Below are 12,533 nucleotides of genomic sequence, written 5' to 3'. Positions count from 1 at the left end.
GTTGGCATGCACCCAGATAATCCGCCATCCTACGACGCCTGGATCGGCCGCACCGAAACGAGCGCGGACCAGATCGGCCCGACGCCGATCCGCCTGCTGCGCGGCACGCTGGACGACGAGCATGCGTCGGCGCTGCCGGCGCACCTGCCGCCGCTGTGGCACTGGCTGTACTTTCTGCCGGGCGAGCGCCAGTCCAGCATCGGCCCCGATGGCCACCCCCGGCGCGGCGGCTTCCTGCCGCCCATTGCCTTGCCGCGCCGCATGTGGGCCGGCGGCCGCCTGCGGTTCCTGCGCCCGCTGGCCGTGGGGGCGGCGGTCACGCGCCTGTCCACGATCAGGCACGTCCAGGTCAAGCCGGGCCGCAGCGGCCAGCTCGTTTTCGTGACGGTGCTGCACGAGATCGGCGACGACGCGGGCGTGGCCATCCGCGAGGAGCAGGACATCGTGTACCGCGACGCGCCCGCCGCGGGCGCGCCCGCGCCGCAGCCCACGCCGGCCCCGGCGGACGAACAGTATTCGCGGGTCATCACGCCCGATCCGGTGCTGCTCATGCGCTTTTCGGCCCTGACATTCAATGGCCATCGCATTCACTACGACCGCCCCTACGCCATGCAGGAGGAAGGGTACCCGGGCCTGGTGGTGCATGGCCCGCTGATCGCCACCCTGCTGATGGAGGAACTGCGCCGCAACCATCCCGGCAAGACCGTCCGCGGGTTCGAGTTCAAGGCGGTCAGCCCCTTGTTCGACACGGCGGCGTTCTCGGTCAACGGCAAGGTGGCGGGCAATACCGCCCAGCTGTGGGCGCGCGGCCCGCAGGGGCAATTGGCCATGCGGGCCAGCGCGGAAATCGAGTGAGCCCCGCCCATCGCGGCGCGCCGTGCAGGGGCGCCGCGATGGGCCAGCCCTGGGCGGCGCCGGAAGACGGCGGTCCCGGCTGCCAGGCGGGCATGCGGGGGCCGGCGCGGTTCAGGGCCCGCCGGCATCCCAGTTGCGGTAGGCCGTTCTGACCAGCTTGCGCAGCCAGATATGGCTGGCGTCATGCTGGTAGCGTTCATGCCAGATCATGCGGGTGGCGAGCGTTCCGACGTCGAAGGGCAGGGGCTGGATGCGCACGGGCAGGAAGGCGGCCAGTTGCCGTGCGACGGCCCTGGCCACCGTGCACAGTGCGTCCGTCTGCACCACGGTGGCCGCGGCGACGAAATCGCTGGAGACGGTAATCATGATGTTGCGCTCGATGCCGTTGAGCCGCAGGCGCTCGGAGACCGGGTCGAGATTGTCCGATACGCGCCGCACGGCCACGTGCCGGCCCTGCGCATAATCGTCCAGGGTCGGCGGCGTGTCCGCCCAGCGGCCCTGGCCGGAGACCAGGCAGACCATGCCGTGGTCCGTCAATCGCTGCTGGCGTAGCGAGGGCGCCGCGCCGGCCAGGCTGCCCAGCGCCACGTCGGCCTCGCCCTTTTCGAGCATGGCGAGCAACTGCGAATGATGGATCCGCATGCCGCGGATGCGGCATCCGGGCGCGCGCCGGCCGAACTCCGCCGCGACGAAGGGGATCACCGCGAATTCCGCGGAGTCGGACATGCACAGGCTGAACTCGCGGTCCGCGTTCGCCGGGTCGAAGCTGCCCGCGGGGCATGACAAGGTATCGAGGTCCTGGATCAGGCGCGCGATCACGGGACGGATGCCGAGCATGAGCGGCGTCGGCTGGAGGATGTTCCCGCCCCGCACGAATAGCGGATCGCCGAAGTGTTCGCGCAGCTTGCGCAGGTTCTGGCTGACCGCGGGTTGGGTGATGCCCAGGGCTTCGGCCGCCCTGGAGACGTTGCCGGTGTCGAAAATGGCCAGCAGCGACACCAGCAGGTTCGGGTCGACACGATGCAGGCGGGCGGGCTTGTTCGGTCTAGGTGCGGACATAAGCGTCAATTATGTTCCCCATAAGCGCCAGGCGCTTTCCTGTCATGCGCCTCGGGCATGTAATGGCCGCAGAGCCGGGCGGCGCTGCGCGCGGCATCCATTACCCGAGGAAGGCAAGCATGAGCACGATTATCGAGAAGTTGGCGGACTTCAGCGTCAACACGGCGTTCGAGGACATACCGGCCCACGTTGTGGAGGAATCGAAACGGTTGATACTCGACTCCATCGGTTGCGCGTTCGCCGCGGTGGACCATCCCAAGGGGCGCATCGGCGTCGAATATAGCAGGTCGATGGCGGGCAACGGCGGCGCCACGATCATCGGAACGCCGCACCAGGCCTCCGCGCTGGGCGCAGCCATGGCCAACGGCGAGCTGATCAATGCACTGGACATGGACGCGGTCGTGCCGCCGGGGCACGTCACGCCCTACGTGCTGCCCGGCGCGCTTGCCACGGCGGAGCTGGCGAACGCCTCGAGCCGCGACCTCATCCGCGCGGTGGCGGTGTCCCACGAGATGTCGTGGCGTATCGGCAAGGCCATGGACTATCTGCGCGATGCGCGCAACGGGCAGCTCGACACGCCCAAGGTGTACGGCTTCAGCAGCACGATATTCGGCGCCACCGCCGCCATCGCCATGTTGCAGGGCCAATCGGCGTCCACGCTGGCGCATGCCTTGAGCATCGCCGGCTATATCTCTCCCGTGCAGTCCATGATGGCGTTCTTTCATCATGCCCCCAGCACCACGATCAAGTACCAGATGGCCGCCGCGCTGATCCAGGCGGCGATGATGGCCGCCCACATGCCGGTGCTGGGGCATCGCGGCAATGTGCAGCTGCTGGACGACGCCGAGAACGGCTATGCGAAGTTCATCGGCACCCGGCGCTGGGACACGGACCGGATAGTCAGCGATCTCGGCGCGCACTGGGGATTCACCACCGAGCAGCTGTACAAGCCCTATCCGCATTGCCGGATTCTGCACGGCCCGCTGGATTGCCTGATCGAAATCGTGGAAAGGCACGATCTCCGGCCCGAGGAAATCGACGGCATCCACCTGTTCGTCGAAGGGTTCGTGCAGAAGCCCACCTGGCAGACGCGGGACATCCAGCATGTGCACGACGGGCAGTTCAGCATCGCGCACGGGATGGCCATCGCGGCCCATCGCCTCAAGCCCGGCCGCGACTGGCAGGACCCCAAGCATGTATTCAGCCCGTCCGTGCTCGGCCTGATGGAGAAGGTCCGCTACGAAGTCCATCCCGATTACCTGCAACAGCTGTCTGCCCACGCGTCGGCGCGTCCGTCGCGGGTCGAGGTCGAGGCGCGCGGCCAGCGTTTCGTGGCCGAACGCCTGTATCCCAAGGGAAGTCCCGCGCCGGATCCCGCCAACCTGATGTCCACCGACGAGTTGATCGCCAAGTTCCATCACAACGCCGAAGGCGTGGTGCCGCGCGACGGCGCCGAGGCCATCGTCGAGGCGGTGATGCGGCTGGACGATGGCCGCGGCGTGGCGAGCTGGACGCCGCTGCTGGCCGGGGCGCCGGGCGCCTGAACGCAAGGGCGGCAGGGGCGCCGCTGCGTCCCCGTCGATGTACGGAACAATGCGGCGCCTGCGTTGACGCGTCCTGGCGCGATTGGATTGAATGCTCCGTGACACCGTGCGCCGGCTTGCCGTCGCCGGCGTCCGGTGCGGCGCCGATTCACGGAAATCGAGTCGTGCTTCAGAACCCAGTCGGACGCTCGCGCTGCGACAAGTCCGCCCCATCGGAGACAACTGATGTTTACACGCCGCCACTTCCTCAAGACCTGGGCCGCGCTGCCCGTGGCATTGCAGTCGCAACACGTACTGGCCCGGCAACTGTCGGACAAGCCGATCCGGCTCCTGGTGGCCGCCTCGAGCGGGACGACGGTCGACACCGTGGCCCGTTTCCTGGCGCCGCCACTGGCCGGCCTGGTCGGCGCGCCCGTCGTGGTCGAGAACCGGCCCGGCGCGGGCGGCGCGCTGGGCAGCGCGGCGGTGGCCAAGGCGCCCGCCGATGGCCATACCCTGCTCATGACCGGCATCACGCACTTCTCGGCGCTCTATTCGGGCGAGGCCGCGGCCACCTACGATCCGGTACGGGACTTCAAGGGCGTGGCGCGCGCATGCAGCGCGGCGCTGGCGCTGGTCGTGCCGGCCAACTCGCCGTACAGGACGTTTGGCGATCTGCTTGCCGCCATGAAGGCCAACCCGGAGGGTATCGACTACGGTTCGGGCGGCGTGGGCAGCACATCGCACCTGTGCACCGCCATCATGAACGACCTGACCGGCACGCGCGCCAGGCACATCCCGTACAAGGGCAATACGCAGGCCGTCACGGACACCGCGGCGGGCATCGTGGCGTTTACCTGCCAGGGGGCGGCCGGCGTGCTGCCGCTGATACAGGCCGGCCGGCTGCGCGCGCTCCTGGTGACCAGTCCGCGCCGCTGGGATGCGTTGCCGGATGTTCCGACCGGGGTGGAGAGCGGCATTCCGGGTTTCGAGGTGTCGTCGTGGATGGCCGCGTTCGCGCCGGCGCAGACGCCCGATCCCATCGTCGTGCAGTTGTCGGACGCGATTGCCAGGATCGTGCGTTCGTCCGAGTTCAAGGACTTCTGCGCCAACCAGTCGATGTATGTCGATCTGATGGAGTACCGCGAATTCCAGGCCAGCATCCCCGCTGAAGACAAGCGCTGGCAGCGGGTGGCCGAGCTGATCAAGCGGTCGTGACGCCGGCGGCGCGTCCGGTGCGCCCGATCGCGAGACGGATTTCATAAAAAAGGAGACTGGCAATGAACCGCAACTTGCGCTCGCGCGCACTCGTACGCTGCGCCCTGGGCGCGATGCTCGCGCTGTTGCCGCCGTGGGCGGCGGCAGCGCAGGATTACCCCGATAAAGCGCGGCCGGTCCGCATCATCGTACCGTCAGGGGCGGGCAGTATCGTCGACCTGCTTGCCCGGGCCCAGGCCAAGGCGATGAGCGAGGTGGCGGGCATCAACGTCGTCGTGGAGAACAAGCCGGGCGCGGAGACCATCATCGGCGTGCAGGCGCTGATGGCCGCGCCGCCCGACGGCTACACCATGCTGGTTACCAGCAGTTCGAGCCAGTCCATCAATCCTGTCATGCTGCCGAACCTGCCGTACAACCCGCTGGAAGACTATATTCCGCTGGAAGCCATCAGCACCTCTCCGTTGTACATGAACCTGGGGGCGAGCACGCGGTTCGGCTCGGCCGGCGACTTCATCGCCGCCGCCCGGGCCAGCCCGGGCAAGTACACATGCGCCAGCGCCACGACGGCCACGCGCCTTGCCTGCGCCCAGCTCGAAGGCACGACCGGCATCGAAATGCTCAATGTTCCCTACCGCACTTCCGCCAGCGCCCTGACGGCCGTGGCTTCCGGCGAGGCCGACGTCTTCTTCATCGATATCGGCTCGGCGCGGGCGTTCTGGCAGGCCGGCAAGATGCGTCCGGTCGCCGTGACCAGCAGCGCCCGCGCCAAGGCCTTGCCGCAGGTGCCGACCTTGCGCGAGCAAGGCGCGGCGAACTACGAGTTCGTCGCCTGGTTCGCGGCTTATTTTCCCGCCAGGACCCCGCCGCAGACCGTGGCGAAGATGCGCGAGATCCTGCAGGCTGCCTATGCAACGCCGGGTTTTGTCGAGGCCTTGGCCACGTATGGCCACGAGCCGCTGCAGCTTGCGGGCGCCGATCTGCTGGAGCTCAACCGCAAGGAAATCGCCAAATGGTCGACGCTGGTCAAGGAGGGGGGCATCCAGGTGCAATAGGCGGTGCGGCGCGTGGCGCGCCGCGCTTGCAATGGCTTGCGGCCGGCGCCGCGGCGAACGCCTGAGCGGCTTTCCAAAGCGCTTTGCCACTGGGTTTTTTTACCTTCCAGGTGTTAGAATTTATGCACCTTACCTACACTAGTCAGAGCAATGGCAAGAAGGCAGACGAGTTCCAACGGCGCCGGCGAAACGCGCGAGAATCTGCTGCGGCTCGCAGCGCGGATTTTCAGCGCCCAAGGCTATTCCGGAACGACGATGCGCAGCATTGCGCAGCAGGCCGGCATAGAAACCGCCAGCATCTACTACCATTTCCCGTCCAAGGAAGACCTGGTCGACGAGGTGATGGAGATCGGTGCCACTGCCATCATCCAGCACATGACGGAACGGATCGAGGCCCTGGGCGACGGCGCCACGGCGGAAGAGCGCTTCCGCGCGGCCGTGCTGGGGCAGATGGCCGGCATGGTCAAGCATGGCGAGTACACGCTGGCCAGCAGCAGCTTGATAGAACAGCTGCCCGAAAAGGTGCGTGAACGCCAGAGCAAGCGGCGCGAGAGCTACCAGAAACTATGGGCCGGCCTGCTCGAGGACCTGCGCGCCGAAGGCCGGCTGCGCAGCGATGTAGACCTCCATCTGGCGCGCATGTTCATATTGGGCAGCGTGCAATCGATTCGATACTGGTTCAATCCGCGCAAGGGGTCGCTGGAGAAGGTCGCCGCGCAGCTTTGCGACCTGTTCTTCGAAGGCGTGGGCCAGCGCGGCTAGGCGGCGCGCAAAGCGGCCCGGGCCGCGGGCCGTGCCGGGCGCCGGCCCGGCGTCATGGCGCGGGTTCGCACAGCGCCATCAGGTCGGCGGCCTTCATCGCTGGATCCATCTTCCGTAGCGCGGCCAGCAGCGCCCGCGCGCGCGCCTGGCCCAGGGCGTCGGCGGTCAGCTCCATGAACTTGGCGTCCTGCTCGTGCTCGGGCATGGGATTCGTGTCCGTGCCGATCGGGTCCGCCACGAAGACGTGCTCTGCGCTGCCGTCGCGGAAGGTAACGGTCACGTCGGCGACGAACTTGCCGGGATGGCGCGTTTCGAGGCCGGGATCTTCGGTGATGCGGATGCCGCGCGCCATGGCGATGACCGGCGCCATGTCCACCCGGCCGTCCAGGTAGTCGCGATGGATACGGTAGCCGTTGCCCAGGCCCTGGACGGCAAGCGCCGCCTGGATGGGCAGGCTGAACTGGACATGTTCGATGTTGGTGGGTGCGTAGGCGCAGGCGTTGGCGGTGCCGACGACCACGTTGAAGTGCGGCGTGATCTTCAGGTGTATGTCGGCGATCTCGCCGCGCCGCTCGGCGTAGGGCCGCAGCGCGTCGATGTAGGCGTGCGTGCAGTAGCAGGCGCAATAGGCCTTGAGCCAGACGGTCGCGACCTGGAAGGGTTTGCCCGGCGCGAAGCGCTGCTGCGGGGCCTCGCCCGCCGGGCGCTGCAGGAAGGTCTTGAAGAATCCCTTGTTGCCGCTCAGGAAGGCGCGCGGTCCCGTGATGCCGGCCCGCGCCATGTCGGCGGCCATCATGCCGTTGCGGGTGCCCAGGCCGGCGTGGATGCGCTTGATGGAGCCGCCGGTCGAAGAGTATTCGGTGGTACCCGAGGTATGGCTGAGCGCGATCGCCAGTGCGTGGAGGGTGGTTTCGGCGTCGAAGCCGCGCAGTTTTGCCGCCACGGCGGCGGCGCCGAAGTTCGACAGGGTGCAGTGGGGATGGTAGCCGCGCCGCAGCAGGTCGGGCGCGGCAAGCAGGCCGATGCGCGTGTAGACCTCATAGCCGGCGACCATTGCCGTGATGACGTCCTGCAGCGACGAGCCCAGTTCCTCGCCGATCGCCAGGGCGGCGGGGATGACGCAGCTGCCCGGATGGCTGTAGCTGGGGCCATGGGCGTCGTCGTACTCGAAGCCGTGGCCGTACGAGCCATTGACGAAAGCGGCGTCGGCAGCGCTCATTTTCAGGGTCGAGGCGCTGACGCGGCTGGCGCCCGGACGCTGGTGGGTCAGGGCGTAGTCCAGCAATTGCCGGGACCATGGCATGGCCGAGATGCCGACCTGCAGCGCGAGCTGGTCGCGCATCAGGCGGTTCACGCCGGCCAGCGCCGCGGCATCGATATGCTCGTACTTCAGGTCCTGGATGAAGCGCACCACGGCCTGTTCGAGCGGCGGGCAGTTATCGGGCGGGTTGGAGGGGCTTGGGGTCGCGTTCATGCGGTCTCTCGAAAGGGGGCGTCGCTTGCGCGGCTTGACGGTCAGGGCAGGCGCGCCGAGGGAAAATCGGGCGCGCGCTTGTCGCGCAGCGCGGCCAATCCTTCCTTGACGTCCGGGCCCAGGAAGCACAGCATCTCCAGCGCCAGCGAATTGTCGAAGGCGGGGCCGGCGGTGCGCATCCAGTTGTTGAGCGACTTCTTGGTCGCGCGGATGGCTGTCTGGCTGCCCCGCGCCAGCTTCGCGGCAATCGCGAGCGACCTGGGCAGGACCTCGGCGCGTGGCGCGCAGAACGTCACCAGCCCGATGCGTTCGGCTTCCTTGCCGTCGACGAAGTCCGCGGTCATCAGGTAGTACTTCGCCTTGGACATGCCGCAGAGAATCGGCCAGATGATGGCGGCATGGTCTCCGGCCGAGACGCCCAGCCGGGCGTGCCCGTCGGTCAGCTTCGCATCCTCGGCCATGACGCTCACATCGGCCAGCAGGGCCACGGCCAGGCCGGCGCCCACGGCTGTGCCGTTGATCGCGGAAATGATCGGCTTGTCGCAGGCCAGCATGTTGTAGACGATGTCGGAGGCCTCTTTCATGACCCGCATGGTGGTTTCGTGGCTGTTGGACATGGCCTCCACGACGGACAGGTCGCCGCCGGCCGAGAACGCCCGCTCGCCGGCGCCGGTGACCACGACCGCCTTGACGCCAGGGTCGTCGTTGACGACGCCCCAGATCCGGGTCAGTTCCCAGTGCATGCGGTCGTTGGTGGCGTTCATGGCGTCGGGCCGGTTGAGCGTGACCAGCATGACGCCGTCGTCCTGGGGTTCGCACAGCAGGAATTCAAAGTCTTCGTAGCGCATGTTCGATACGGCTCCATAGCGTTGATGCGTATTGATTGCGCCACGCCGCATGGCGTGGCCGGCTGGGGCGAGTTTGAGTCCGCGCGCGAAGAAGGCGCAAGGGACTGCGGGCTTGCGTTCCGTACATCGGGCCGGGCGCCGATGGTATGCTCGTTTCGCTCGAGGCGCAGCGTGCCTCGGCGACGCAGCGAACCAGGAAGAACGGACCCAAGGATGAATGCTGAAACCCCTCAAAACCTGATGCTCGCCTCCTTGCAGGCGCCGCCCGTGCGTACGGTCGTGGCGGATCCGCAGAGCGTGCATGCCGCCATCGAAAGCCGCTTCTGCTGCCGCGAGTTCCTGGCCGACCCGGTCGAGCGCGAGACGCTGGAGCGTATCCTGCGGGTCGCGAGCTGGGCGCCGTCCGGCTCCAACAACCAGCCATGGAAGGTGTACGTGGTGCAGGGCGCCAGCCGCGCCGCGCTGTCGCAAAAGGTGCGCGCCGCGCAGGATGCGCTGAGCCAGGATCCGGCGCTGGCGGACAATTATCGCGAGCCGTACCAGTACTACCCCGTCGAGTGGGTGTCGCCGTACATCGAACGGCGGCGCGCTTGCGGCTTCGGCTTGTACGGCGTCCTGAACATCGCCCGCGGCGACCGGGTCCGGATGAACGAGCAACTGCTGCGCAATTTCGATTTCTTTGGCGCGCCGGTGGGGATTTTCTTCACCAACGACGAGATACTGGCCGAAGGCGCGCTGGTGGATACCGCCATGTTCGTGCAGAACGTGATGCTGGCGGCGCGGGCCGAAGGCCTGCATACCTGCGTGCAGGCGGCCTGGAATCGCTTCTCGTCGGTGGTCCTGCCGCATATCGGCGCGCAAGGCGAGCGCCTGGTGTGCGCGCTGGCGCTGGGCCACGCGGATGTGGATGCGCCCGTGAACACGTTCCGTCCGGATCGCGCCGATCCGGCGTCGTTCACGGCCTGGCTGGATTAGCGCCTGCGCCCGGCCTGGCCGAGCGTGCACGCCGCCCCGCAACCGGGGCGGTTTTTTTTCGCGCGGGCAAGGCGCCGGCTCATGCGGGCAGCGGCGTGTCGGTCTGGCCCAGCACGATGCGCGCGATGTCCGAGCCTATGGCTTCGATGGACCGGCCGCCCTTGGGGTCGTACCACTCGTGGGACCAGTTCAGGCCGCCGATCATGAACAGCCGCAGCACGGTCAGGTCGACATCGCCGGCAAGGTATCCCTCGTCCTTCGCCTGGCGCAGCAGTTCGCGCCATACGTCGCCGTACGCGGATCGCTTCTCGTGGTGCCGCTTGCGTAATGCCGGCGGGGCCAGGTGGAAGTTGATCACGCCGGCCGCCGTGAAATCGTTGTGCATGAGCAGCGCGGACAGGTGTCCGATGATGGCGATCCTGAGGCGGTCGGCGGCCGTCGCGTCCCTGGGGGCGCTGGCCAGGCGCCGCTGCACCTCCTGCTGCGGGGCTCCCAGGCCGACCGTCATCACTTCTTCGAGCAGGGCTTCCTTGCTGGCGAAGTGATAGAGGATGGTGGCCGGGCGCAGGTCCGCCAATTGCCCGATCTCGGCAAGCGTGGCGGCCACGTAGCCCTTGTGCCTGAAGACATGCGCCGCGGCGCGCAGCAGGCGATCCCGCGTCTCCGGCGACGCCTTGCCTTCCCCGCGCTGGCCGCGGGAGCGTCCTTTCTCCGACGCCTGGCTCTCGATGTGCTCTGTCGATGAAGTTGTGTCTGGCATGGGCAAATTCTAGCTTGACAGCAAAATCTCTTTTCTGAATAATCGTTTGAAATAGATCGGCCGACAATTGCCGTTTGGAATTGCGGCTTATGGATTCTAATCGCGTTATTGATTGAATTTAAAAGAAAAATATATGTTCCATCGCTATTTGCATGGAATTCCGTCTATTTTTTAATTGAATGATTGTTAGATTGGAGGGTGAAATGGCATATCCGAGGTTTGTCGAGTTCCATGAAGAGGGGCCCCGCGAGGGTTTCCAGAGCGAAAGGACGCTGTATCCGCTGGCCCGCAGGGTCGCCCTGGTGGACGCGCTGACCGCGACGGGCCTGAGGAAAATCCAGGTGGCCTCGTTCGTCAACCCCAGGATGGTGCCGGCCATGGCCGACGCGGCCGAGCTGTTTGGCGCCATTCAGAAAAAATCCGGCGTGCGGCATACGGCGCTGTGGCTCAACGCCAAAGGTATCGAGAAGGCGGCGGCCACCGCCGGCGTGGACCTGGACGGCAAGATGATGCTGTACGCGTCGGAAGCGTTCTCATGGTCCAACAATGGCTGTTCCGCCAAGGACCAGCAACAGCGGCAGCTGGAGTGGCTGGCGATCTACGACCGCCTGAATCTGCCGCTGGAGGCGGTCTATGTGGCGACCGCCTTCGGCTGCCAGATGCAGGGCGAGGTCCCGCTGCAGGCGGTGCTGGACATCGTGGATTTCGTCAGGGACCTGTGCGCGGAGCAGTCGCGCCCCTTGCCCAGCATTTTCCTGGGCGACACCGTGGGCTGGGGCAACCCCGAGGAGATCAAGCGCCGCGTCAACGCCGTGCGCGAACGGGCGCCGGGGATGCGGGTGGGCCTGCACCTGCACGACACGCGTGGCATGGGCGCGGCCAATTTCTATGCCGCCTTGCAGGAAGGGGTGGATCTGTTCGACAGCTCCATCGGCGGCCTGGGCGGCTGCCCGTTCTGCAATCACGCCAATATGCAGGCCGCGGGCAATATCTGCACCGAGGACATGGTGCAGCTGTGCCACGAGCTGGGCATCGAGACGGGCATCGACCTGGACCGGCTCATCGAGGCATCGCGCCTGGCCGAGGAGATCATCGGGCGTACCCTGGCGGGCAAGGTCATGCACAGCGATTCGCTGGATGCCCAGCGCGCCGCCCTGCGCCAGGCCCAGGCGGGGGAGCCGGCATGAGCGACGCGCTGCTTTTCTCGGTGGACGACGGGATCGCCACGCTGACCATCAACCGGCCGGCGCAGCGCAACGCCATCAACATCGAGGTCAACAGCCGGCTGTACGAGGCCTGGGAAACCATCGACAGCCGTCCGGACATCCGCGTGGTCATTCTCACCTCGGCGGATTGCGGCACCTTCTGCGCCGGCATGGACTTGAAGGAGGCCGCGCGCGTCAGGGAGGAAACGGGCGAGGACGTCGTGCGGTCGTTCAAGGATCCGTTCCAGGCGCGCATGCGCCGGGTGAAAGTGCCGATCGTCGCCGCCATGACCGGGCACCTGATGGCGGGCGGCATGATGCTTTCGCTGAACTGCGATCTGCGGGTGGGGCTGGCCGGCACCAAGGCGGGCATCACCGAAAGCAAGGTGGGCCGCGGCTCGCCGTGGGGCGTGCCGCTGGTATGGATGCTGCCGCAGCCGGTGCTGATGGAATTGATGCTGACCGGCAACCTCATGCCCATCGAGCGCCTGCGCGACCTGGGCTTCGTCAACGACCTGGGCGAAACGCCGGACGCGGTGCGGGCCAAGGCGCTGGCGCTGGCTCGCGCCATCCGCGACAACGCGCCGCTTTCCGTGGCGTGCGCCAAGCAGTCCATCCTGGCCGCCATGAGCGTGGGGTGCGATGCCGGCCTGGAAATGGCCTGGCGCATCCATCGTCCGGCCTACGAAAGCGAGGACGCCGAGGAAGGCCCGCGGGCGTTCGCCGAAGGCAGGAAGCCGGTATGGCTGGGCAGGTAGTGCCCGAACGTGGACGGAAAGGCGATGCCGGCGTCCGGCTGGCC

12 protein-coding genes are annotated in these 12,533 nt (G+C 67.1%); 8 read left to right on the top strand and 4 right to left on the bottom strand.

What is annotated here, in order from left to right; genetic code table 11:
• Positions 1-6: 6 nt before the first annotated feature.
• Positions 7-855, top strand: coding sequence for an FAS1-like dehydratase domain-containing protein (locus tag EL288_RS21105; RefSeq protein ID WP_010925894.1), 849 nt, complete (start codon positions 7-9; stop codon positions 853-855).
• A gap of 111 nt (positions 856-966) precedes the next feature.
• On the opposite strand, the gene EL288_RS21100 is transcribed toward EL288_RS21105, so the two are convergent.
• Complete coding sequence (locus EL288_RS21100; RefSeq protein WP_003808002.1) at positions 967-1,923, bottom strand: LysR substrate-binding domain-containing protein; 957 nt, start codon at positions 1,921-1,923, stop codon at positions 967-969.
• 110 nt (positions 1,924-2,033) lie between these two features.
• Between EL288_RS21100 and EL288_RS21095 the strand changes: the two genes are divergently transcribed.
• The 4 genes from EL288_RS21095 to EL288_RS21080 all read left to right on the top strand — a co-directional run bounded on the left by EL288_RS21095 (position 2,034) and on the right by EL288_RS21080 (position 6,469).
• A complete protein-coding gene (locus EL288_RS21095; RefSeq protein ID WP_003808003.1) occupies positions 2,034-3,458 on the top strand; it encodes an MmgE/PrpD family protein in 1,425 nt (474 codons plus the stop codon).
• Between the two features lie 225 nt (positions 3,459-3,683).
• The gene (locus tag EL288_RS21090; protein ID WP_003808004.1) at positions 3,684-4,655 is read left to right on the top strand and encodes a Bug family tripartite tricarboxylate transporter substrate binding protein; all 972 of its coding nucleotides are present in this window, start codon (positions 3,684-3,686) and stop codon (positions 4,653-4,655) included.
• Positions 4,656-4,717: 62 nt separating this feature from the next.
• Positions 4,718-5,707, top strand: a complete 990-nt coding sequence (locus tag EL288_RS21085) for a tripartite tricarboxylate transporter substrate binding protein (protein ID WP_003808005.1) — start codon at positions 4,718-4,720, stop codon at positions 5,705-5,707.
• Between the two features lie 150 nt (positions 5,708-5,857).
• Positions 5,858-6,469, top strand: a complete 612-nt coding sequence (locus EL288_RS21080) for a TetR/AcrR family transcriptional regulator (protein WP_003808006.1) — start codon at positions 5,858-5,860, stop codon at positions 6,467-6,469.
• 52 nt (positions 6,470-6,521) lie between these two features.
• On the opposite strand, the gene EL288_RS21075 is transcribed toward EL288_RS21080, so the two are convergent.
• Together EL288_RS21075 and EL288_RS21070 are read right to left on the bottom strand one after the other, a co-directional pair.
• Positions 6,522-7,943 (bottom strand): MmgE/PrpD family protein, encoded by a 1,422-nt coding sequence (locus EL288_RS21075; protein ID WP_033453693.1) that lies wholly within the window; start codon positions 7,941-7,943, stop codon positions 6,522-6,524.
• Positions 7,944-7,984: 41 nt separating this feature from the next.
• Positions 7,985-8,791 carry an enoyl-CoA hydratase/isomerase family protein gene (locus EL288_RS21070; RefSeq protein ID WP_033446672.1) on the bottom strand — a complete coding sequence of 269 codons (807 nt, stop codon included), beginning with the start codon at positions 8,789-8,791 and terminating at the stop codon, positions 7,985-7,987.
• A 213-nt stretch (positions 8,792-9,004) separates the two neighbouring features.
• On the opposite strand from EL288_RS21070, the gene EL288_RS21065 reads away from it, so the two are divergent.
• Entirely contained in the window at positions 9,005-9,766 is a 762-nt protein-coding gene (locus tag EL288_RS21065; RefSeq protein WP_033458373.1) for a nitroreductase, read from the top strand.
• 79 nt (positions 9,767-9,845) lie between these two features.
• On the opposite strand, the gene EL288_RS21060 is transcribed toward EL288_RS21065, so the two are convergent.
• Positions 9,846-10,532 carry a TetR/AcrR family transcriptional regulator gene (locus tag EL288_RS21060; RefSeq protein WP_003808010.1) on the bottom strand — a complete coding sequence of 229 codons (687 nt, stop codon included), beginning with the start codon at positions 10,530-10,532 and terminating at the stop codon, positions 9,846-9,848.
• Positions 10,533-10,705: 173 nt separating this feature from the next.
• On the opposite strand from EL288_RS21060, the gene EL288_RS21055 reads away from it, so the two are divergent.
• Together EL288_RS21055 and EL288_RS21050 are read left to right on the top strand one after the other, a co-directional pair.
• Positions 10,706-11,713, top strand: a complete 1,008-nt coding sequence (locus EL288_RS21055; protein ID WP_080707651.1) for a hydroxymethylglutaryl-CoA lyase — start codon at positions 10,706-10,708, stop codon at positions 11,711-11,713.
• A complete protein-coding gene (locus tag EL288_RS21050; protein ID WP_033458368.1) occupies positions 11,710-12,489 on the top strand; it encodes an enoyl-CoA hydratase-related protein in 780 nt (259 codons plus the stop codon). The genes EL288_RS21055 and EL288_RS21050 overlap by 4 nt, the downstream gene beginning before the upstream one ends.
• Positions 12,490-12,533 lie beyond the last annotated feature (44 nt).

Source organism: Bordetella bronchiseptica, assembly GCF_900636925.1.
In the GTDB taxonomy this organism is placed as follows: Bacteria; Pseudomonadota; Gammaproteobacteria; order Burkholderiales; family Burkholderiaceae_B; genus Bordetella; species Bordetella pertussis.
This window is presented reverse-complemented; position numbering and strand designations above follow the sequence as displayed.

What these genes read in the sequence shown, in the direction of transcription:
- EL288_RS21105 (WP_010925894.1), top strand. Translation starts at nt 7, where the DNA reads ATGCACCCAGATAATCCGCCATCCTACGACGCCTGGATCGGCCGCACC.
- EL288_RS21095 (WP_003808003.1), top strand. Translation starts at nt 2,034, where the DNA reads ATGAGCACGATTATCGAGAAGTTGGCGGACTTCAGCGTCAACACGGCG.
- EL288_RS21090 (WP_003808004.1), top strand. Translation starts at nt 3,684, where the DNA reads ATGTTTACACGCCGCCACTTCCTCAAGACCTGGGCCGCGCTGCCCGTG.
- EL288_RS21085 (WP_003808005.1), top strand. Translation starts at nt 4,718, where the DNA reads ATGAACCGCAACTTGCGCTCGCGCGCACTCGTACGCTGCGCCCTGGGC.
- EL288_RS21080 (WP_003808006.1), top strand. Translation starts at nt 5,858, where the DNA reads ATGGCAAGAAGGCAGACGAGTTCCAACGGCGCCGGCGAAACGCGCGAG.
- EL288_RS21075 (WP_033453693.1), bottom strand. Translation starts at nt 7,943, where the DNA reads ATGAACGCGACCCCAAGCCCCTCCAACCCGCCCGATAACTGCCCGCCG.
- EL288_RS21070 (WP_033446672.1), bottom strand. Translation starts at nt 8,791, where the DNA reads ATGCGCTACGAAGACTTTGAATTCCTGCTGTGCGAACCCCAGGACGAC.
- EL288_RS21065 (WP_033458373.1), top strand. Translation starts at nt 9,005, where the DNA reads ATGAATGCTGAAACCCCTCAAAACCTGATGCTCGCCTCCTTGCAGGCG.
- EL288_RS21055 (WP_080707651.1), top strand. Translation starts at nt 10,706, where the DNA reads ATGATTGTTAGATTGGAGGGTGAAATGGCATATCCGAGGTTTGTCGAG.
- EL288_RS21050 (WP_033458368.1), top strand. Translation starts at nt 11,710, where the DNA reads ATGAGCGACGCGCTGCTTTTCTCGGTGGACGACGGGATCGCCACGCTG.